At 41.4% G+C, this 18824-nt stretch carries 23 protein-coding genes, 1 pseudogene and 1 riboswitch; of the genes and pseudogenes, 18 read left to right on the plus strand and 6 right to left on the minus strand.

The window, feature by feature from the left end; translation table 11 throughout:
• Positions 1 to 49 precede the first annotated feature (49 nt).
• Positions 50 to 919, plus strand: coding sequence for a M14 family metallopeptidase (locus K1I43_RS05290; RefSeq protein ID WP_026011545.1), 870 nt, complete (start codon positions 50 to 52; stop codon positions 917 to 919).
• Positions 920 to 945: 26 nt separating this feature from the next.
• Here the strand turns inward: K1I43_RS05290 and K1I43_RS05295 are convergent, their stop codons facing one another.
• On the minus strand, positions 946 to 1131 hold the full coding sequence (locus tag K1I43_RS05295; RefSeq protein ID WP_009373955.1) for a DUF2759 domain-containing protein: 186 nt from the start codon (positions 1129 to 1131) through the stop codon (positions 946 to 948).
• Positions 1132 to 1262: 131 nt separating this feature from the next.
• Between K1I43_RS05295 and K1I43_RS05300 the strand changes: the two genes are divergently transcribed.
• Together K1I43_RS05300 and K1I43_RS05305 are read left to right on the plus strand one after the other, a co-directional pair.
• Positions 1263 to 1895, plus strand: a complete 633-nt coding sequence (locus K1I43_RS05300) for an MBL fold metallo-hydrolase (protein ID WP_019416927.1) — start codon at positions 1263 to 1265, stop codon at positions 1893 to 1895.
• 114 nt (positions 1896 to 2009) lie between these two features.
• On the plus strand, positions 2010 to 3113 hold the full coding sequence (locus K1I43_RS05305; protein ID WP_019416928.1) for a class I SAM-dependent methyltransferase: 1104 nt from the start codon (positions 2010 to 2012) through the stop codon (positions 3111 to 3113).
• 28 nt (positions 3114 to 3141) lie between these two features.
• Here K1I43_RS05305 and K1I43_RS05310 read toward each other — a convergent pair whose 3' ends face one another.
• Both K1I43_RS05310 and K1I43_RS05315 read right to left on the minus strand, forming a co-directional pair.
• A complete protein-coding gene (locus K1I43_RS05310) occupies positions 3142 to 3384 on the minus strand; it encodes a DUF2626 domain-containing protein (RefSeq protein ID WP_009373952.1) in 243 nt (80 codons plus the stop codon).
• Between the two features lie 69 nt (positions 3385 to 3453).
• Complete coding sequence (locus K1I43_RS05315) at positions 3454 to 4152, minus strand: helix-turn-helix transcriptional regulator (protein WP_009373951.1); 699 nt, start codon at positions 4150 to 4152, stop codon at positions 3454 to 3456.
• A gap of 187 nt (positions 4153 to 4339) precedes the next feature.
• On the opposite strand from K1I43_RS05315, the gene K1I43_RS05320 reads away from it, so the two are divergent.
• The 10 genes from K1I43_RS05320 to K1I43_RS05365 all read left to right on the plus strand — a co-directional run bounded on the left by K1I43_RS05320 (position 4340) and on the right by K1I43_RS05365 (position 9481).
• Entirely contained in the window at positions 4340 to 4711 is a 372-nt protein-coding gene (locus K1I43_RS05320) for a Spx/MgsR family RNA polymerase-binding regulatory protein (protein ID WP_009373947.1), read from the plus strand.
• 111 nt (positions 4712 to 4822) lie between these two features.
• On the plus strand, positions 4823 to 5893 hold the full coding sequence (gene comGA / locus K1I43_RS05325; protein WP_026011547.1) for a competence type IV pilus ATPase ComGA: 1071 nt from the start codon (positions 4823 to 4825) through the stop codon (positions 5891 to 5893).
• Positions 5877 to 6908: a competence type IV pilus assembly protein ComGB gene (gene comGB / locus K1I43_RS05330; protein WP_019416930.1), complete on the plus strand. Its 1032-nt coding sequence runs from the start codon at positions 5877 to 5879 to the stop codon at positions 6906 to 6908. Before comGA ends, comGB begins: the two co-directional genes overlap by 17 nt.
• 6 nt (positions 6909 to 6914) lie before the next feature.
• Entirely contained in the window at positions 6915 to 7217 is a 303-nt protein-coding gene (gene comGC, locus K1I43_RS05335) for a competence type IV pilus major pilin ComGC (protein ID WP_019416931.1), read from the plus strand.
• Positions 7210 to 7647, plus strand: coding sequence for a competence type IV pilus minor pilin ComGD (gene comGD / locus K1I43_RS05340; protein WP_019416932.1), 438 nt, complete (start codon positions 7210 to 7212; stop codon positions 7645 to 7647). The genes comGC and comGD overlap by 8 nt, the downstream gene beginning before the upstream one ends.
• On the plus strand, positions 7631 to 7939 hold the full coding sequence (comGE, locus tag K1I43_RS05345) for a competence type IV pilus minor pilin ComGE (protein ID WP_019416933.1): 309 nt from the start codon (positions 7631 to 7633) through the stop codon (positions 7937 to 7939). Before comGD ends, comGE begins: the two co-directional genes overlap by 17 nt.
• Positions 7936 to 8370: a competence type IV pilus minor pilin ComGF gene (gene comGF / locus K1I43_RS05350; RefSeq protein WP_009373940.1), complete on the plus strand. Its 435-nt coding sequence runs from the start codon at positions 7936 to 7938 to the stop codon at positions 8368 to 8370. Before comGE ends, comGF begins: the two co-directional genes overlap by 4 nt.
• Positions 8330 to 8746, plus strand: coding sequence for a competence type IV pilus minor pilin ComGG (gene comGG, locus K1I43_RS05355; protein WP_009373938.1), 417 nt, complete (start codon positions 8330 to 8332; stop codon positions 8744 to 8746). Before comGF ends, comGG begins: the two co-directional genes overlap by 41 nt.
• A gap of 13 nt (positions 8747 to 8759) precedes the next feature.
• Positions 8760 to 9266: a shikimate kinase gene (locus tag K1I43_RS05360; protein WP_009373936.1), complete on the plus strand. Its 507-nt coding sequence runs from the start codon at positions 8760 to 8762 to the stop codon at positions 9264 to 9266.
• Between the two features lie 26 nt (positions 9267 to 9292).
• Positions 9293 to 9481, plus strand: coding sequence for a YqzE family protein (locus K1I43_RS05365; RefSeq protein ID WP_019416934.1), 189 nt, complete (start codon positions 9293 to 9295; stop codon positions 9479 to 9481).
• 14 nt (positions 9482 to 9495) lie between these two features.
• Here K1I43_RS05365 and K1I43_RS05370 read toward each other — a convergent pair whose 3' ends face one another.
• Positions 9496 to 10266: a YqhG family protein gene (locus K1I43_RS05370; protein WP_019416935.1), complete on the minus strand. Its 771-nt coding sequence runs from the start codon at positions 10264 to 10266 to the stop codon at positions 9496 to 9498.
• The gene (locus tag K1I43_RS05375; RefSeq protein WP_019416936.1) at positions 10253 to 11896 is read right to left on the minus strand and encodes a DEAD/DEAH box helicase; all 1644 of its coding nucleotides are present in this window, start codon (positions 11894 to 11896) and stop codon (positions 10253 to 10255) included. Before K1I43_RS05375 ends, K1I43_RS05370 begins: the two co-directional genes overlap by 14 nt.
• 185 nt (positions 11897 to 12081) lie before the next feature.
• Positions 12082 to 12170, plus strand: a riboswitch (glycine riboswitch).
• Positions 12171 to 12308: 138 nt separating this feature from the next.
• Between K1I43_RS05375 and gcvT the strand changes: the two genes are divergently transcribed.
• From gcvT to gcvPB, 3 genes are read left to right on the plus strand one after another with little or no spacing between them, the layout of a single operon-like run.
• Positions 12309 to 13403 (plus strand): glycine cleavage system aminomethyltransferase GcvT, encoded by a 1095-nt coding sequence (gene gcvT / locus K1I43_RS05380; protein WP_019416937.1) that lies wholly within the window; start codon positions 12309 to 12311, stop codon positions 13401 to 13403.
• A gap of 17 nt (positions 13404 to 13420) precedes the next feature.
• Positions 13421 to 14767 carry an aminomethyl-transferring glycine dehydrogenase subunit GcvPA gene (gene gcvPA / locus K1I43_RS05385; protein WP_019416938.1) on the plus strand — a complete coding sequence of 449 codons (1347 nt, stop codon included), beginning with the start codon at positions 13421 to 13423 and terminating at the stop codon, positions 14765 to 14767.
• Positions 14760 to 16214, plus strand: coding sequence for an aminomethyl-transferring glycine dehydrogenase subunit GcvPB (gcvPB, locus tag K1I43_RS05390; RefSeq protein WP_019416939.1), 1455 nt, complete (start codon positions 14760 to 14762; stop codon positions 16212 to 16214). The genes gcvPA and gcvPB overlap by 8 nt, the downstream gene beginning before the upstream one ends.
• Positions 16215 to 16245: 31 nt before the next feature.
• Here the strand turns inward: gcvPB and K1I43_RS05395 are convergent, their stop codons facing one another.
• Complete coding sequence (locus K1I43_RS05395; protein ID WP_009373925.1) at positions 16246 to 16617, minus strand: rhodanese-like domain-containing protein; 372 nt, start codon at positions 16615 to 16617, stop codon at positions 16246 to 16248.
• A 125-nt stretch (positions 16618 to 16742) separates the two neighbouring features.
• Between K1I43_RS05395 and K1I43_RS05400 the strand changes: the two genes are divergently transcribed.
• Together K1I43_RS05400 and K1I43_RS05405 are read left to right on the plus strand one after the other, a co-directional pair.
• Positions 16743 to 17579: a lipoate--protein ligase family protein gene (locus tag K1I43_RS05400; RefSeq protein ID WP_009373924.1), complete on the plus strand. Its 837-nt coding sequence runs from the start codon at positions 16743 to 16745 to the stop codon at positions 17577 to 17579.
• A 160-nt stretch (positions 17580 to 17739) separates the two neighbouring features.
• Positions 17740 to 18525, plus strand: a pseudogene (locus tag K1I43_RS05405) (ribonucleotide reductase N-terminal alpha domain-containing protein); the annotation flags it as partial.
• Positions 18526 to 18824: the final 299 nt, after the last annotated feature.

Below are 18824 nucleotides of genomic sequence, written 5' to 3' on the forward strand. Positions count from 1 at the left end.
CATACGGACAAATGTATCGTTCATACAATGCAACAAGGGGGAGAGAGCGATGTACGATTTTTCGACATTGATGAGTGAGATTGATCAATTGCAACATGATCCGTTTGTTCGCATACATGAAATCGGACGAAGTGTGCTAAACAAACCGATCATTGAATTGCAAATTGGTGAAGGAGAAACATATGTGCACATGAACGCGTCGTTTCATGCGAATGAATGGATTACATCAGCAGTTGTGATGGCGTTCGTGCGCGACTATGTGCAAGCATTAAAGAATAAACAACATCTTTGTGGATATGATGTACAATCATTGTATAAAAAAACGACGTTATCGATTGTGCCGATGGTCAATCCAGATGGAGTCGATCTTGTGTTACATGGAAAGAAAGCGGCTCAACATTATGAAGAAGAAGTGTTGCGCATCAACGAAGGAAACGAAGATTTTTCACAATGGAAAGCAAACATTCGGGGAGTAGATTTAAACAATCAATTTCCTGCAAAATGGGAGATAGAGAAAGAAAGAAAAGCTCCCAAAACCCCCGCTCCCCGCGATTTCCCTGGTTTTTCTCCGTTAACAGAACCAGAAGTGCAAGCGATGGCAACATTGACAATGGAGCGTGATTTTTTTAAAGTATTAGCTTTTCATACGCAAGGAAAAGAAATTTATTGGGGATATGAACAATGTGAGCCGCCCGAAGCGGAAGAAGAAGTGAATGAATTTGCGAAGTGGAGTGGTTATGTACCTGTTCGGTATATTGACAGCCATGCGGGATACCGCGATTGGTTTATTTTCAATTGGAAGCGATGTGGGTATACAATTGAGCTTGGTGAAGGGGTTAATCCGCTCCCGTTTTCCCAGTTTCATTCTATTTACAATGAAAGCATCGGTATTTTTATGACCGCCCTTGCTCGTACGTAAAAAGACGCCGATACGTTGGCGTCTTTTTAATGGGCAACTGGATATCCGTGATGAATAACAGTCATAATTGTAAACCAACCGAATACGGCAACAGTGCCGATCCCTAGCAATACGCCGAGGAAATTTTTCTCGCGCAACGAACGAATGACACCGTAAGCAGCAAGCAATGTGACTAACGTAAAAATCACGACTAAAATAATTCCTGTTGGCATAACTTCCCCTCCTTATGTACACCGATTATTCCTTTTTCATTGTAATCGTTTTTGTTACGTTTGTCGAGGTGCAAAACGTATGTTGTTCGTGTACAATGTGAATAGAATATACAGAAAGTGAGGAAAATGAGATGAAGTGGGAACGTATTCCTTTAGGTCCATTGCAAACAAACGCGTATGTGCTTGTTCATGAAAATGGGACGTGTTTAATTTTTGATCCAGGTAGCGAAGGAGAAAAGTTGATTCAACATATTGTGGCAAACGGTTGGACACCGTTAGCTGTGCTGCTTACACATGCTCATTTTGACCATATTGGAGCTGTGGACGATGTAAGAAACCGATGGTCCATTCCTGTATATGTACATAAAAAAGAACAATACTGGCTTACGGATCCGATGAAAAATGGCTCTTTATTATTTATGGGAGAAACGATCACTGTAAACGAAGCTGACGTGTTGCTTGAAGAAGAGCAAACATTGACGATTGGTGATCTCTCCCTTCAAGTGATTGAAACACCGGGACATTCCCCAGGTAGTGTATCGTACTACGTAGAAGATGCTCAAGCGATCGTATCAGGGGACGTCTTATTTTTGGGAAGCATTGGTCGCACCGATTTGCCAGGAGGAAATTACGAACAGCTGTTGCAAAGCATACATCGCCAGCTTCTTGTTCTTCCTGAAGAAACGGTTGTGTTATGTGGTCATGGTCCAGAGACAACGATCGGGGCAGAGATGGATACGAATCCGTTTTTGAACGGTTTTTAGGCAAAAAAAATCCCTTCTCTATACAGAGAAGGGGGTTTGGGGGATGTTTTTATTCCTATAATGGGAGGGGATATAGTTAAGCTACTAACCTAACAATATAACAAATTTAACACTATGTCAATAGTGAAAAAGGGTGCAGATAAAAAAATGTTAGAAAAAATGAGAAATCAACGTTTGTCATACGCGGATTACATGAAGTTAGCATTGTACGATGAACAGTACGGGTATTATATGCAACAAAAAGAAAAAATCGGACGTGCAGGAGATTTTATTACAACGAGCAACGTCGGACATATCATTGGGCATGTATTTGCGAGTGTATTTATTCGTTTAATAGAAACATATCATGTTCCGCCATTTATATGTGAAATCGGTGGAGGGACAGGTCGATTTGCTTATGCCGTTTTAGAACAGTGGAAGCGCCAATCGCCAGACACGTTTGAAAAAGGCAAATATACGATCGTTGAAACAAGTCCGTATCATCGGAAAAAACAAGCGGAAACACTCGCTTCATTGATCGACTACGTACATATTGTTTCGAGTTTTGCTGAGCTTTCTACTCCTTTTCGTGGCATCGTATTTAGCAATGAATTATTTGATGCTTTTCCTGTTCATGTCATTGAAAAACGGAACGGCCAACTATATGAATGTTTTGTTGCAGTAGAGGAAGATCGGCTTGTTGAACAATCCGTCCCGCTTGAAAACGAAGAAATTGTTGAATATATCGTTGAGCGGAACATTCAGCTCGTTGATGGGCAGCGATTTGAAATCCCGTTAGCGATGAAAAAGTTTATTTTTGAGCTTGATCAAGCAATTGATGAGGCGATCATTTTTACAGTTGATTATGGGTATACAGATGAAGAGTGGAAACATCCAGCACGAAAACAAGGCAGTTTGCGTGGTTATTATCGTCATCAGCTTATTGATGATCCGCTTCGTTATCCGGGAGAAATGGATCTCACGACGCATATTCAATGGGATGCGTTACGTTTTTATGGGGAGCAAGCGGGCTGGGCATTTACCCATTTATGGCGTCAAGATGAGTTTTTATTGCAGGTAGGTATTTTAAATCAACTCATTGAACATCATGATCCGAATCCGTTTTCTGAGCAAAGTCGACACAATCGCGCCATTCGCTCACTCGTTATGAGCGATATCGGAAAAGCATTTCAAGTGATGGTTCAACAAAAGAAAATAAATGTTCCTATTTTTACATAAAAAAGCGATGAGGTGCACTCATCGCTTTTTACTCGCCTATGCCAGGGACCATCATAAACGTTGTCCAGTACGTAAATCCGGCAAAAAAGACCGTTAAGTACGCACCGAAAATGTAAATGTACATTCTTTCTGTTAATTTTAAGTAGCTTAACAAAAGAAAGAATCCTGTTTGGCCGAGGAACAATAATGACGTTGTATGCATATGGCCAAGATAAAACATGACAGCAAAAATCCCTGTCCAAAATGACAAGACGCGGAACATACGATCCATATGTATCCCTCCTTTTCTGACCGTTTCCCTTACTTATTATAATGTACTTGAAATGGTTGTGTAAACGTTCTATTTTTTTAGAATGGCTTGATACGTACATGAATTACAGCCTGATGGCATAATTTCTTCTGTGACAAGTTCGGCGTTTGTAAACAATACTTCTAACATCCCTTTTAAAAAGGCATTATGCATATAACAGACGGAATCCGGATGTGCAAATGCAAGTTCTTTAAACGGACAGTTGAAAATTTCAAAATAAATTTTCCCTTGATTTTCACTATAATGGAATGTCGGATAAAATCCTGCGGCTTCGGCTGCTTTTTGTAAAATGTTCATTTTTTCTTCTACACTTAGCTGTTCAAGCGCTTGCATCGATTGAACGTGTTGTTGTACAAGTTCTTGACCGAATAACTTTCCTGTTTCATACAACGCTCGTTTCCCTGCTTCTCCGAGTTTCATCATCGCATGGATCGCAATTTTTGATAACAGCTGGTAGTCGCGAAACGGAAAATGAAGCTGAATCACATCATCAGATAGGCGATATAATCTGCTCGGTCTGCCACCTTTTCCTGTCTTTTTCGTTTCGGATACAAGCATATTGACATCTTCAAGTTTTGTTAAATGAAGACGAGCGACATTCGGATGAATATGGAACGCATCAGCAATTTCTTGAACGGTTACTTCTTGATGTTTTCTAGCAATATACTGATAAATTTCGTAACGAGTCGGATCGGCAAGGACGCTTGTGATTTTTAATACTTGGTCCATTATGTCTCACTCCTATATGTTCATTCATTTACATTATAATACATGTATTTCCACAATGGAAATGCATATATAGGTCTTTTTCCCTATCTTTTTGTAACGTTCACAAAGTTTTAAAACAAATTTATATACAAATGTTAAACAAATGTTATACAATATGTATAACTAAGTGGAGAGAGGAGTGTTTGTTATGCTGACTGTATATATGCATCCGAGTTGTACATCGTGCCGAAAAACAAAAAAATGGTTATGCGCCAACAATATTGAATTTCGTGAGCGTCATTTGTTTCGTGAAACACCAACCTATGAAGAGTTATTGCATTTATTGTCACTGACGACGGAAGGAATCGATGAGATTTTAGCAACACGCAGTCAATCGTTTAAGCAGCTTGTTGAAAATGTTGAAGAGTGGCCGTTATCGAAAGTTGTCGAGCTACTTGTGAAAGAACCTCGTCTTCTTCGCCGTCCAATTGTTACAGATGGCAAGCGGCTCGTTGTTGGCTATAACCCGTCAGCGTTAAAAAACATCGCGAAAAAATATCGGCGCGCATGTGTTTCATGACGTTCACCCGCATATGGGTGAATATTTTTTTGAATTTTTTACGAATGAAGAAGGAATTTGGCGAAACATGTTGAATAATGAAGGCGAAAAAATGAAGAAAGGGGGATGGCGTTGCAGGCTATTGAACGGCTAGCTGATCGCCTGATTGAAGAAGCTTATATGCTTCAAGCTTCCGACATTCATATCGTTCCACGAAAACAAGATGCGCTTGTGCAATTTCGCTTAGGGGGAATGCTCGTTACAAAAAATGTGTTATCGAAACAGACATGTGAACGTTTGCTTGCCCACTTTAAATTTCTCGCTGATATGGATATTGGAGAACGTCGTCGTCCGCAAAGCGGAGCGATGGAAATGAATCTCACCCACACGACGATACATCTTCGGTTATCAACGTTGCCTACCATCTATGATGAAAGCTTAGTTATCCGCTTGCTTCCGTTACACTCATTTCTTCCGCTTAAACAACTCGCGCTCTTTCCTTCAACCGTAAAAAAGTTGCTCGCCTTATTAAACTATTCTCATGGGCTTATTATTTTCACAGGACCGACTGGATCTGGGAAAACGACAACGCTATACAGTTTGTTAAACGTATGTCGTCACCATTTTCAACGAAATGTCATTACGCTAGAAGATCCGGTTGAAAAGCGGGCGGAAGATGTATTGCAAGTGCAAGTAAACGAAAAAGCGGGTATTACGTATGCGGCAGGGTTAAAAGCGATTCTCCGCCACGATCCAGATGTCATTATGGTTGGGGAAATTCGTGATGCGGAGACTGCGCGAATTGCCGTTCGCGCCTCATTAACAGGACATCTCGTCTTAACAACTATGCATACGAAAGATGCGGTTGGAGCGATTTATCGCCTTCTTGAGTTCGGTGTGCCATTTCAAGAAATGGCACAAACGTTAGTCGCTGTAACAGCGCAACGTCTTGTACAATTAAAATGTCCGTTTTGTGAAGGAGAGTGCTCCCCTTTTTGTCGACAGTATCGACCTGTCCGGCGAGCAGCTGTTTATGAGCTGCTATATGGAAATGAACTGGCGCAAGCAATGAGAGCGGCGAAAGGAGAGCAGGCGACATATATGTACACTCGATTAAAAGATGTGATTAAAAAAGGAATTGCACTCGGTTTTTTACATGAAAGCACCATTGAAAGTTGGTTGTTAGATGAAGCGGCGTTGTAATTGGTCGTTGCAGGAGCAAAGCTCGTTTTTTCTCCAACTCGGTAAATTGCTTAGTAAAGGGTATTCGCTTGCTCAAGCGATTGAGTTTTTGCAAATTCAGCAACCTCCTGCAAAGCAACGCGATCTTGACGATTGTGTACATGCGTTGCGAGCAGGCATACCGATTCATGAAGCTTTTTCTCGCATGCAATTTCATTCTCATCTTTTAGCCTATGTCTTTTTTGCCGAGCAACATGGACAACTTGCTCACGGATTTATTGAAGCAGGGGAAATTGGACAAATGAGGGCAACATACATCGAGCAAGTGAAGCGTATGTTGCGTTATCCATTATTTCTTTTTAGTTTTTGTATCATGATGTTTTTCATGTTTCAGCAAGTATTAGCTCCACAGTTTTCTCATCTTCTTTCTTCGTTTCATGCTCGCTCATCTTTTTCTACATTCCTTTTTACTGTCACTATATGGTTTCCACGTATACTTTCTGTTGCGTTCATCATGTTTGCTTTTTTAGGATTGTTTTATTTGCTTTTCGTTCGTTCATGGCCTATTCATAAAAAAATAGATTTGTTTATGAAGCTCCCTCTCATCCGTTCATGGATTGTGTCATTCCATACGCAAGTGTTTTCGTTACAATTAAGCCACTTGTTAAAAGGAGGGCTGTCCATTTATGAGGCGCTACAAATTTTTGAGCATCAATCCCACCTCCCATTACTAAAAGAAGAAGCAAAAATCATGAAACAGCAACTATGTGCAGGTGAGAAGCTAGATGAAATGATTCAGCAACGGAAGTATTACGAAAAGGAACTGTCGTTTGTCATTCGTCACGGGCAGTCGAACGGAGAATTAGTGCAAGAATTATTTCATTATAGCCAGTTTTCGTTGCAAAAATTAGAAAACCGTCTAAGAAAAATTGTATATATTACGCAACCACTGTTGCTTAGTTGTATCGGTATTTTTGTCGTTTTGATGTATATCGCTATGTTGTGGCCTATTTTTCAACTGTTAAATCATATATAGAGGGGGATGTATATGAGAAATGAAAAAGGATTTACGTTAATTGAAATGTTAATTGTGTTAATGGTCATTACTATTTTGATTTTAATTACGATCCCAAATGTGACAAAACATAACAGTATGATTAACAACAAAGGATGTTCAGCATTTTTAAAGATGGTTCAATCACAAGTAAAAGCATATGAAATGGAGCACGGAACGATTCCGACGGTGCAACAGTTAGTAGATGGAAAATATATTGAAAGTAACCGTTGTCCAAACGGAAAAGAAATCGTGATTACGAGTGAAGGGGACGTTTTAGAAAGTGAATGAACGAGGATTTACGTTGATCGAAATGTTAATCGTTCTTTTTGTTGTAACAAGCATCTTGTCGTTTACCGTTCCACCCCTTCAACACGTGTTAGATGAACGGCAGTTACAATATTTTTTAGAACAGTTCCAAAACGATATGTTATATGCTCAACAATATGCAATAAGTCGGAAAAAGACGGTAGCCATTATATTTTCTTTCGACACATGCCGTTATCAGGTGAAAGAAGGAGGGACGTTTGGAAAGGAGCTATTTGCTCGCTCCTTCCCCTCCCCGTTTCAGTTTCAAATGGCTACGTTATCGCCGCCGCTTTATTATTATCCGAATGGTAATGTGAATAAAGCCGGGACGCTTCTTGTTGCATACGGAAGTAAAAAATATAAAATCGTTTTTCAATTAGGGAAAGGACGATTGTATGCGCAAAAATTGTAACGGTTTTACGTTTATTGAACTGCTCGTTTCGCTTAGTTTATGGAGCGGTTTAATCGCTATGCTCCTTGTTCATTGGACAACGATTGTTGTGGAACGGGAAAATAAAAAAATAGAAATGATCGCGAATCAAATTTTATATGAAGCAATGATGAATGAACATCGTGAAAACGAAACGGTCGTTGTTCGGGGAAAACACACATTTTCATTATTTATGCGATCGAATGAGCGATGTGTTCGTTGGGAAGATAAGCTGAAAAGAACGAAAGAAAGATGTGAGACATTGTTGCAATGATTCAAAAAGAAAAAGGTTTTACGTTAATAGAAATATTAATGTCGCTTACAGTTTTTTTCATCATTTTATCTTTATTGACAACGGCGTTTCATTTATCGTGGAGCTATACAACAAAACGCGGAAACTTTCACTATTTTGAATGGGTTGTTTTTATCCAACAAGCAAAAATAGAACTGAGAGAATCAAAAGATGTTCATATATACGGCACAACGATTCAATTCGATAAATGGACGGGCGAGCGCGTGACGTACGAAAAGTATGAAACGATCATTCGCAGGCGCGTAAATGCTACTGGGCATGAAATGATGCTTCAATTTATTCAACATATATCGTATGAAAAAGAACAAACGGGCATTCGCATACGAGTATTAACAGATAAGGGGGATGCATATGAAGCGTTTATCCCGTCTTTTCGGCCATATGAAAAATGAACAAGGTGTTATTTTTCCGTTTACGGTCATGTGTGCGTTGTTTATGAGCGCTCTTTTTCTTCACTCTGTCGCATTGTATCATACAGACATACAGTTTTTTGAAGAAGAAAAAAAGTGGTATGAAGCAGACTATTTGATGAAACAAACGCTCAATGATGTGAAACAAACGCTTGCCAATGCACCAGAAAACGTGCCATCATTAAGCCAAACGATTTTATTTTCTCGCGGACGGGCAACGTATAGCGCAGCAAAAAACGGAGCGGATGTTTGGTCTGTCAATGTATCATGTGTAACGAATGATCAATTTCGCTATGATGTTCAGTTTCAATTTCATGTATTAACAAACGACATTTCGCAGTGGAAAGAACGATACTAGAGAGGGAGAGAATATGAGGGCTATTTACTTGACAGGGTTTATGGGGGCAGGAAAGACGACGATTGGAAAACGATTAGGAGAAGTATTACAGTTACCTGTGATAGATACGGATGCATATATTGAGCAACAAGTTGGAAAAACGATTACAAAGATTTTTGCGGAAGAGGGGGAAGAGACGTTTCGGGCGTATGAACGGGAAGCGTTAAAGAAGCTTCCAAAGGAACATGTGATTATTACAACAGGTGGCGGGATTGTTATTCAAGAAGAAAATCGTCAATTTATGCGCGAGCATGGAATCGTTATTTATTTACATTGTGAGCTACATGAATTGTTTCGGCGTTTAGCTGATGATGAGACCAGACCGCTACTAATGGAAAATAAACAAAAGCAAATGAAACAGCTATTTGAACAAAGACTGGCGTGGTATCGTGAAGCACATATGACAATCGATACAACAAATCGCACGATAGATGACATCGTAGAAAACATTGTATCTTTGCTTAAATCACCTCATTTTTGACGATACTAGCATCGAGGTGATGAACGATGGCAGGAAACGATTATGTTAAATTTATGACTGAGCAAGTTGTGAAATATTTAGACCAACCAAAAGACGAACGGAAAAGACAAAGACAAGAGAAGAAGCAGCTAAAAAAACAGCAAAAGCAGCCGTTTTTATATCGTTGGTTTGGTGTCATTCCGTATGCCATTATGCTTTTATTTAAGCGAAAATAAGGCTAGTAATAGCCTTATTTCGCCTGCAAATAAAATATCCCACCGTTGATAACGGAAATGTGAATTTTCGGTTCATACCTTTGTCGCAACGCTTCTTTTTCATTTTCATATTCTTCTCGTTTTTCTTCGACACCTTCATAAAAATGTTGCAGTAATGCTAAGTCTTCTTCCCAACGCGCGCGCGCCTCATCTGCCCATTCATGCGTTTCGGAGGCGATGAGACGTTCAACAAAAGCTTCAAGACGTGTAAGTCCACTCATCGGCTTAATAAGTGGAGAAATCGTAAAGCAATAATCTGGCACAGTGACTCCCCATTGTTTTTCTTTTAACACGTCGTAAAACGACTCGACGATTGTTCCACTAATGAGATGAATACCTAGCGATAATAAGCGATCTTGTTTTCGGTCGCATTCATATGAAAGCAATATGTTTGTATGAAGCCACGGATGAAGAGCGACAGATCGTTCCAATACTTGTTCATAGAGCCGAACAAACCGCCCATTCATTTTAGCGATCGAAAAAATTTGATGAAGGCGTGGCGAACCGAAATGAATATGTTCTCCTTGTTCGTGAACGGATCGTTTTGTGATGAGCGATAGTTGCAACGGTTCACCTACAGCACCGATGCGCTCAACATAATGCCAGTAAAATGGGCGATTCATTAATTGTTTATCCATCTCAACGGTGAGTTGAACACGTATATGTCCATCGTTACGTTCGACAATGGGACAATGGGTGGCGGTAAAAAAGCGTTCAAGAAACGATTGGATGTCATCTTGCTGCATGTGTCCGTTCCTCCGTATTCGCTAAAATTTCTACAAAATTTTGCATTTTAATTTTCAGTTCTCCTTCGCTTTTTGATTGAGCAATCATGCGTTCTAAATGGTTTGAGAACGTCGGAGATTGTAACTTCATTAAAATATCATCTAATTCCCCGACGACCCGTTCAAATAAACGAATTTTTTCATACAGTAATGCAAATACGTGTTCTTCTACCGTGTCGCGCACAACAAAATTATAAATGTGTACATCTTTTGTTTGTCCAAGACGATGAACACGTCCGATTCGTTGTTCTAGACGCATCGGATTCCAAGGTAAATCGTAGTTAATCACATGGTTACAAAACTGCAGGTTAATTCCTTCTCCTCCTGCTTCTGTTGCGATAAGTACTTGGGCGCGATGTTGAAACAACTCTTTCATCCAATCTTTTTTACTTCGTTTAAATCCGCCACGAAACGGTACAGAAGAAATGCCGTGTTGTTTAAAAAACCATTGCAAATACAATTGGGTCGCTCGGTATTCTGTAAATACAATCACTTTATCGTTTATTGTTTGAATAAGTTCCAGCGCTTTTTTTGCTTTCGTATGTTCGGTGATCTCATTCATTTTTTGTAACAATGCACCAATGGTCGTTTCGATGTTCGGATGTCGCTCCATCATGCTTTTTAACGTGCAAAAAAGAGCTTCTTTACTACTACATATTTCACGCAATAACGTAATGTGTGATAACGATGTATCGGAAAAATGGGGCTTTGATTGTCGGATCGTCTCATATACGTTTCGTTCTGCTTCCGAAAAATCAATAAACATCGTTTCGACGTGACGCTTCGTCCATTCAATTCCTGTATCGTGGCGACGATGTCGAATCATTACTTTTCGAATGAGTTCTTTTAAATGGGCATCATCATGTAATGTGCGTAGCTTTCCATACCTTTTTTGAAATTGTTCGGCATTCCCTAAATGCCCAGGTTTCAGCAGGGAAACGAGATGAAAAATTTCTTCCACGCGGTTTTGAATCGGTGTCGCCGTCAACAGTAAGCAAAACTTCTTTTTTAATCCTTGAACAAATTCATAGTTTTTCGTTTTATTGTTTTTCAATTTATGTGCTTCGTCAATAATGACAATATCGTATGTTTGTTCATAAATGATATCCCGATGCGGTTGTTTTTTCGCTGTATCGATTGATGAAACGACAACGTCACATTGCTCCCATACGTAGCTTTTCCTTTGAGCAACGGCAGGAATAAAAAATTTTTCATTTAATTCTTGCACCCATTGCGAGACGAGAGAAGCAGGAACGAGAATAAGCGCCTTTTTCACAAGTCCACGAATCATATATTCTTTTAAAATTAATCCTGCTTCAATCGTTTTTCCCAGCCCGACTTCATCCGCTAAAATAGCTTTTCCGTTCATTTGTTCAACAACTTGACGTGCAACATCGTATTGATGAGGTAAAATCGTTATATGTGGTAAATGTTTTGGCGCTTGTAGTCCATCAAACTGAGGAATAGTTAACGCTTTGGCTGCTTCGAGTGCCAATTCGTACAATTCCCAGTTTGACCACGGACCGTCACGTTCGATGCGCGTCATAAATTCGTCCTTCCAACTTTTCTCCCAATGTACTGTGACGTTCATAAGTATCCCTCATTTTCCGAACATTTTTGTTTAAAACAAAAAGAATTTACGTATTTTATTTATAAAAAGATGTTGCGACAAACGAGAAGTTATAAGATAATAAAAAACGTAAGAAAGTTTATAAAATTGTTTCATTATGTGCCTACATGTAGTGTGGCACAAGAGCGACAATTGTATACGGGCGGATGAGAACAAGGGGAGAGACTACGCAATGTAGCGCCGAAGGAGCAAGTGGCAACACGAATCTCTCAGGCAAAAGAACTCTTGTTTGACGCAGCTCTGGAGAGCGTTCACGAACGTGAACCACCCACGAGGACACCTATTACAGGGAAACTTTCAGGTGAAAGGACAGAGACTACCATATGACAATATGGGGGTCGTCTGTCTTTTTTTATGAACAAGGAGGGAGCATATGTTAAAAAGAACACCGCTATTTCCTCTGTATGCAGAGTATGGCGCGAAAACGATTGACTTTGGCGGTTGGGAGTTACCCGTGCAATTTTCTAGCATTAAAGAAGAACATGAAGCGGTACGGACGAGAGCTGGACTGTTTGATGTGTCGCATATGGGCGAGTTTGAAGTGAAAGGAAAAGATAGCCTTGCCTTTTTACAAAAAATGATGACAAACGATGTCGCAAAATTAACAAATGGTCGCGCCCAATATACGCTTATGTGCGATGAAGACGGTGGAACAGTTGATGATTTACTTGTTTATAAAAAAGGAGACGATCATTACCTTCTTGTCGTAAATGCCGCAAATATTGAAAAAGATTTTGCGTGGCTTGAAGCGCATGTATTTGGCGATGTTGAACTTGTCAATATTTCAAACGATATGGCGCAATTAGCACTACAAGGGTCGCTTGCGGAAAAAGTGTTACAACGATTGACGACTGTCGATTTATCGACCATAAAATTTTTCGCTTTTGCTGATCACATCGATGTCGCAGGGGTTCAAGCGCTTGTGTCGCGGACAGGATATACAGGTGAAGACGGGTTTGAGCTATATTGCCGAGCAGAAGATGCTCAAGCGCTTTGGCGAGCGATTTTAGAGACAGGAAAAGAAGACGGGGTGCTTCCGTGCGGGCTCGGTGCGCGCGATACACTGCGTTTTGAAGCATGCTTGCCGCTTTATGGGCAAGAGTTAGCGAAGGATATTACACCAATTGAAGCCGGGCTTAGCTTTGCGGTCAAAACGAATAAAGACGTTGACTTTTTCGGAAAAGAAGTATTAAAGAAACAAAAAGAAGAAGGGGCTTCACGTAAACTTGTCGGCATTGAAATGATCGACAAAGGCATTCCGCGTCACGGATATGCGGTATATGTAAACGGTGAGCAAGTTGGTATCGTTACGACAGGAACTCAATCACCAACGCTTAAAAAAAATATCGGCCTAGCATTGATTTCTACTGCGTATTCTGCCCTTGATACAGAAGTAGAAGTAGACATTCGCGGGAAACGACTAAAAGCGAAAGTAGTGGCAACGCCGTTTTATAAACGCACAAAATAATGTGAGGAGAGAGAGTTATGCTTCATCGTTATTTGCCAATGACGGAAGAAGATAAGCAACAAATGTTAGAAACGATCGGTGTGCAATCGATTGATGAACTGTTTTCCGATATTCCAAAAAGCGTTCGTTTTCAAGGCGAATACAACATTAAGCCAGCAAAATCAGAGCCGGAGTTAATGAAAGAATTAATGGCATTAGCCGCAAAAAATGCGGATATCAAGACGTATCCCTCATTTTTAGGAGCAGGGGTGTACGACCATTATATTCCGACGATTGTTGACCATGTCATTTCGCGTTCCGAGTTTTATACGGCGTATACGCCATATCAGCCAGAAATTTCCCAAGGGGAATTGCAAGCGATTTTCGAGTTTCAAACGATGATTTGTGAGCTAACGGGCATGGATGTGGCTAACTCGTCGATGTATGATGGTGGGACGGCATTAGCGGAAGCAGCGTTGTTAAGCGCGGCGCATACGAAAAAGAAAAAAGTGCTATTATCCAAAGCGGTGCATCCAGAATATCGCGACGTTGTGAAAACGTACGCAAAAGGCCCAGGGCTAGAAGTGATAGAAATCCCGTATAAAAACGGTGTAACGGATCTTGATGCGCTTCAAGCGGAAATGAATGAAGATGTTGCGTGTGTCATTGTGCAATATCCAAACTTTTTCGGACAAATTGAACCATTAAAAGAGTTCGAGCCGATCGCTCATGCGCATAAAGGGATGTTTGTTGTCGCGAGCAATCCGCTTGCGTTAGGCGTATTGACACCGCCAGGACAGTTCGGTGCCGACATCGTCGTTGGTGATGCGCAACCGTTTGGGATTCCAACGCAATTTGGCGGTCCACATTGTGGCTATTTTGCTGTAAAATCCGCGCTCATGCGCAAAATTCCAGGGCGACTTGTCGGACAAACGACAGACGAAGAAGGGCGGCGCGGCTTTGTTTTGACGTTGCAAGCGCGTGAACAACATATTCGTCGCGATAAAGCGACATCGAATATTTGCTCCAACCAAGCGTTAAACGCACTCGCTGCATCGGTGGCGATGACCGCACTCGGCAAAAATGGCGTAAAAGAAATGGCGACAATGAATATTCAAAAAGCGCATTATGCAAAAGAAGCGTTCGTCAATCATGGATTTAATGTCGTATTTACAGGACCGTTTTTCAACGAGTTTGTCGTTCGGATGAACAAGCCGGTAGCGGAAGTAAATAAAAAGCTATTGGAAAAAGGCATGATCGGCGGCTACGATCTCGGACGCGATTATCCAGAACTACAAAACTGCATGTTAATTGCAGTCACAGAATTGCGTACGAAAGAAGAAATCGACACGCTTGTGAAAGAATTGGGGGATTGTCATGCATAAAGATCAACCGCTTATTTTTGAATTAAGCAAGCCAGGACGAATCGGGTATAGCTTACCAGCGCTAGACGTACCAGCAGTCGATATTGCACAAGTCGTTCCAACCGACTACATTCGTCAAGAAGCACCAGAGCTTCCTGAAGTATCAGAGCTTGATATTATGCGCCATTATACAGCGCTATCCAAGCGCAACCATGGGGTTGATTCCGGCTTTTATCCGCTTGGATCTTGTACGATGAAATACAATCCGAAAATCAATGAAAACGTTGCTCGCTTTGCTGGGTTTGCCCACATTCATCCGCTTCAGCCGGAAGAAACGGTACAAGGGGCGCTTGAATTAATGTATGACTTACAAGAACATTTAAAAGAAATTACCGGCATGGATGCGGTGACGTTGCAGCCAGCCGCTGGCGCGCATGGGGAATGGACAGGACTGATGATGATTCGCGCCTACCATGAAGCAAACGGCGACTACAACCGAACGAAAGTCATCGTTCCTGATACGGCGCACGGAACAAATCCTGCATCAGCAACAGTTGCCGGGTTTGAAACGGTGACGGTAAAATCGACAGAAGAAGGGCTTGTCGATTTAGACGATTTACGCCGCGTCGTCGGCCCAGATACAGCCGCACTTATGCTTACAAACCCAAATACTCTCGGTCTTTTTGAAGAAAACATTTTAGAAATGGCGGAAATCGTGCATGAAGCAGGCGGAAAGCTGTATTACGACGGGGCGAACTTAAATGCGGTGTTAAGCAAAGCGCGCCCTGGCGATATGGGCTTTGATGTCGTGCATTTAAACCTTCATAAAACGTTTACTGGTCCGCATGGCGGCGGTGGCCCTGGCTCTGGTCCAGTTGGTGTGAAGGCGGATCTTATTCCATTTTTACCGAAACCGACGGTGGAAAAGGGAGAAAACGGCTACTATTTCGACTATGACAGACCGCAAGCGATCGGTCGGGTGAAGCCGTTTTATGGAAACTTCGGCATTAACGTTCGCGCCTATACGTATATTCGTTCGATGGGGCCAGACGGCTTAAAAGCAGTGGCAGAGTATGCGGTATTAAACGCGAACTACATGATGCGTCGCTTAGCGGAATATTACGACTTGCCATACAACCGTCATTGCAAGCACGAGTTTGTCCTATCAGGAAAGCGACAAAAGAAATTAGGGGTGCGCACGCTTGATATTGCGAAGCGTTTGCTTGATTTCGGCTATCATCCGCCGACGATTTACTTCCCATTGATTGTCGAAGAGTGTATGATGATCGAGCCGACGGAAACGGAATCAAAAGAAACACTAGATGCGTTCATTGACGCGATGATTCAAATTGCGAAAGAAGCGGAAGAAACGCCGGAAATCGTCCAAGAAGCGCCGCATACAACGGTCGTGAAACGATTAGATGAAACGACGGCGGCCCGCAAACCGATTTTGCGTTATCAGAAATAAAAAAAGGTGCCAGGCGTTTTTGCTTGGCACCTTATTTTTTCTTCACCTTTCCTGTCCACATTTTAAATCCGCCTTTTAAGTGGTAAAGGTCGCGATATCCTTTTCGGTAAAGCATTTGTGCCGCACGGCCGCTGCGAAGTCCGCTTTGGCAATATAAATAAATCGGTTGGTCTTTACGCAATTCTTTCATGCGCAAACGCAGTTGTGAAAGCGGGATGTTACGTGCTCCTAAAATGTGACCGGCAGCGTATTCATCTGGTTCGCGAACATCGATGAGTTGCGCTTTTCGATAACCTGCGCGGAACTCTTCTTCCGTAAGCGTTTTAACGACTCGCTTTTGGTAAAAGTATGTAATGACCGCGTACACAATGATTGCTCCGAGAATAATAAGAACTGTTGTCATGCTGACCCTCCTTTTTCATCGTTGCCACGTCTATTATATAAATGTTTCGTCAAAGAAGCAAAGCATTTTCCATTGACTTATTATGTTTGCTACACTATAAAATGATAGAGGAAAGGGTGGAGTAGATGGAAAAAGAAGTATGGCGATTTATTGACTCAGGTGATTGTTCCCCAGCGTTTAATATGGCGCTTGATGAAGCGTTGTTAGAATGGCATAGTGAAGGAAACTTTCCACCAACCATTCGGTTTTACGGTTGGAACCCACCGACGCTTTCGATCGGCTATTTTCAAAAAGTCGAAAAAGAGATCGATATGGATGCAGTAAAAAAATACGGACTTGGTTTTGTGAGACGTCCAACAGGCGGGCGCGGGGTGCTTCATGATAAAGAATTAACGTATAGCGTTATCGTATCAGAAGCGCATCCAGCTATGCCACAAACGGTGACGGAAGCGTATCGCGTCATTTCACAAGGCATTTTGGAAGGATTTCGTTTCCTTGGGCTTGATGCGTATTTTGCTGTTCCGAAAACAGAAGAAGAAAAAGCGGATTTAAAAAATCCGCGCTCGGCTGTTTGTTTTGACGCACCGTCTTGGTATGAGCTCGTTGTCGAAGGAAGAAAAGTGGCAGGAAGCGCCCAAACGCGACAAAAAGGGGTCATTTTACAACATGGCTCGATTTTATTAGACTTAGATGAAGAAATGCTTTTTAGCTTATTTAAGTATCCAAACGAACGAGTAAAAGAGCGATTGCGACAAAATTTTAAAAACAAAGCGGTTGCGATCAATGAGCTAACCGATCGAAAAGTGACGATCGATGAGGCGAAAGAAGCATTTTTCAAAGGGTTTGAAAAAGGTTTAAACATTCAATTGGAACGATATGAATTAACCGATGATGAGCGATTGTACGTTCAGCAACTAGCGAGAAATAAATACGAAACAGATGAATGGAATTTTAAACGATAAATTTTCCTCTTGACAAATAAAAAAACACTTGACTTAATTATCAATATGTAGTATGGATTTTGTAAAAAAACATACTACATATTGATTTTTTTATTGATTATTGTTGTCGATATATGGTAGTTTAATGTAGTAAGATTATGTTGGAAGAGGAGAGGTAAACATGACGGTTGCGTTTTCTGAAAAAATGACGGTGAATGTGGACAAGTTGAATGAAGACATTCGCCTATTTCCACAAGTGCACCCGATTACTCCTGAGATGCACATTACATATAAGGGTGTGTCGCGTTTAGTGATGCTTGATCGCTATTCGTTTAAAGATACGGAAAAGTTGACGCTAAGCGTCGGGGATTTTGTCGTTTTAACAGTAAAAGAAGATCCAAAGTTTCCGGCGCGTGGGCTTGGGTTTATTGTCGAGTTGGATTGGGAGAGTAAAAAAGCACACGTGCTTGTGGAAGAAGAATATCGCCATGTGCTAGAAGGGGACGAGGCGAAAACAGGCATTGTCGTTCGTTCTCTTGATGTTATTGAAAAACCATTAGAAATTTATTATGAGCAAATTGCAAAGCGGAACGCAACCGGGCTAGCCGCTGTTGAGCAAACGGAAGAAAAACGGCAAGAGTGGTTCGAAAAGTTTTATGAACAGCTCGTCAGCCTAAATTTCGTTCCAGCAGGGCGTGTACTATATGGAGCAGGTTCTGGAACAGAAGTGACGTACTTCAACTGCTACGTCATGCCATTTGTCAAAGACTCGCGTGAAGGTATTTCTGAACATCGCAAACAAGTGATGGAAATTATGAGCCGAGGTGGCGGTGTCGGAACGAACGGTTCCACCCTTCGCCCACGCAATACACTCGCGCGCGGAGTGAATGGAAAATCGTCCGGTTCAGTGTCATGGCTTGACGACATTGCAAAACTGACCCATCTTGTCGAACAAGGTGGCTCCCGTTAACAAAACGCCATCGGGCGGGAGTAAAATCTCGTGAATTGCTGGAACACCCTAAAGCCAATTGAACCACAACGTAGCTGGCAACGGCAAGCGTGACGGTGTAAAAATCAATTGGATGGAACAATGGGCGACCAGCAGCCAAGCATCTCTGGAAACGGAGATGAAGGTTCAGAGACTATCGAAACTTCCTGATTTGAAAATGGAAGGAGTAGACCATCATATTCGGTGACGAGATGATGGGGCACGAGACAAAGAGGCTTCCTCTTTGATGAGATAGTCCGATCTCTAGTGAAAGCTAG

It is taken from the genome of Anoxybacillus sp. ST70 (assembly GCF_019553625.1).
Taxonomy (GTDB): Bacteria; Bacillota; Bacilli; order Bacillales; family Anoxybacillaceae; genus Anoxybacillus; species Anoxybacillus gonensis.

Excerpts from the sequence above, each read along its gene's own strand:
- K1I43_RS05290 (WP_026011545.1), top strand. The coding sequence starts at position 50 with ATGTACGATTTTTCGACATTGATGAGTGAGATTGATCAATTGCAACAT.
- K1I43_RS05295 (WP_009373955.1), bottom strand. The coding sequence starts at position 1,131 with ATGCCAACAGGAATTATTTTAGTCGTGATTTTTACGTTAGTCACATTG.
- K1I43_RS05365 (WP_019416934.1), top strand. The coding sequence starts at position 9,293 with ATGGCAGGAAACGATTATGTTAAATTTATGACTGAGCAAGTTGTGAAA.
- gcvT (WP_019416937.1), top strand. The coding sequence starts at position 12,309 with ATGTTAAAAAGAACACCGCTATTTCCTCTGTATGCAGAGTATGGCGCG.
- comGF (WP_009373940.1), top strand. The coding sequence starts at position 7,936 with ATGATTCAAAAAGAAAAAGGTTTTACGTTAATAGAAATATTAATGTCG.
- K1I43_RS05320 (WP_009373947.1), top strand. The coding sequence starts at position 4,340 with ATGCTGACTGTATATATGCATCCGAGTTGTACATCGTGCCGAAAAACA.
- K1I43_RS05310 (WP_009373952.1), bottom strand. The coding sequence starts at position 3,384 with ATGGATCGTATGTTCCGCGTCTTGTCATTTTGGACAGGGATTTTTGCT.
- K1I43_RS05375 (WP_019416936.1), bottom strand. The coding sequence starts at position 11,896 with ATGAACGTCACAGTACATTGGGAGAAAAGTTGGAAGGACGAATTTATG.
- gcvPA (WP_019416938.1), top strand. The coding sequence starts at position 13,421 with ATGCTTCATCGTTATTTGCCAATGACGGAAGAAGATAAGCAACAAATG.
- comGB (WP_019416930.1), top strand. The coding sequence starts at position 5,877 with ATGAAGCGGCGTTGTAATTGGTCGTTGCAGGAGCAAAGCTCGTTTTTT.
- comGC (WP_019416931.1), top strand. The coding sequence starts at position 6,915 with ATGTATATGAGAAATGAAAAAGGATTTACGTTAATTGAAATGTTAATT.
- K1I43_RS05300 (WP_019416927.1), top strand. The coding sequence starts at position 1,263 with ATGAAGTGGGAACGTATTCCTTTAGGTCCATTGCAAACAAACGCGTAT.
- K1I43_RS05400 (WP_009373924.1), top strand. The coding sequence starts at position 16,743 with ATGGAAAAAGAAGTATGGCGATTTATTGACTCAGGTGATTGTTCCCCA.
- comGG (WP_009373938.1), top strand. The coding sequence starts at position 8,330 with ATGAAGCGTTTATCCCGTCTTTTCGGCCATATGAAAAATGAACAAGGT.
- comGE (WP_019416933.1), top strand. The coding sequence starts at position 7,631 with ATGCGCAAAAATTGTAACGGTTTTACGTTTATTGAACTGCTCGTTTCG.
- gcvPB (WP_019416939.1), top strand. The coding sequence starts at position 14,760 with ATGCATAAAGATCAACCGCTTATTTTTGAATTAAGCAAGCCAGGACGA.
- K1I43_RS05395 (WP_009373925.1), bottom strand. The coding sequence starts at position 16,617 with ATGACAACAGTTCTTATTATTCTCGGAGCAATCATTGTGTACGCGGTC.
- K1I43_RS05315 (WP_009373951.1), bottom strand. The coding sequence starts at position 4,152 with ATGGACCAAGTATTAAAAATCACAAGCGTCCTTGCCGATCCGACTCGT.
- K1I43_RS05360 (WP_009373936.1), top strand. The coding sequence starts at position 8,760 with ATGAGGGCTATTTACTTGACAGGGTTTATGGGGGCAGGAAAGACGACG.
- K1I43_RS05305 (WP_019416928.1), top strand. The coding sequence starts at position 2,010 with ATGTCAATAGTGAAAAAGGGTGCAGATAAAAAAATGTTAGAAAAAATG.
- K1I43_RS05370 (WP_019416935.1), bottom strand. The coding sequence starts at position 10,266 with ATGCAGCAAGATGACATCCAATCGTTTCTTGAACGCTTTTTTACCGCC.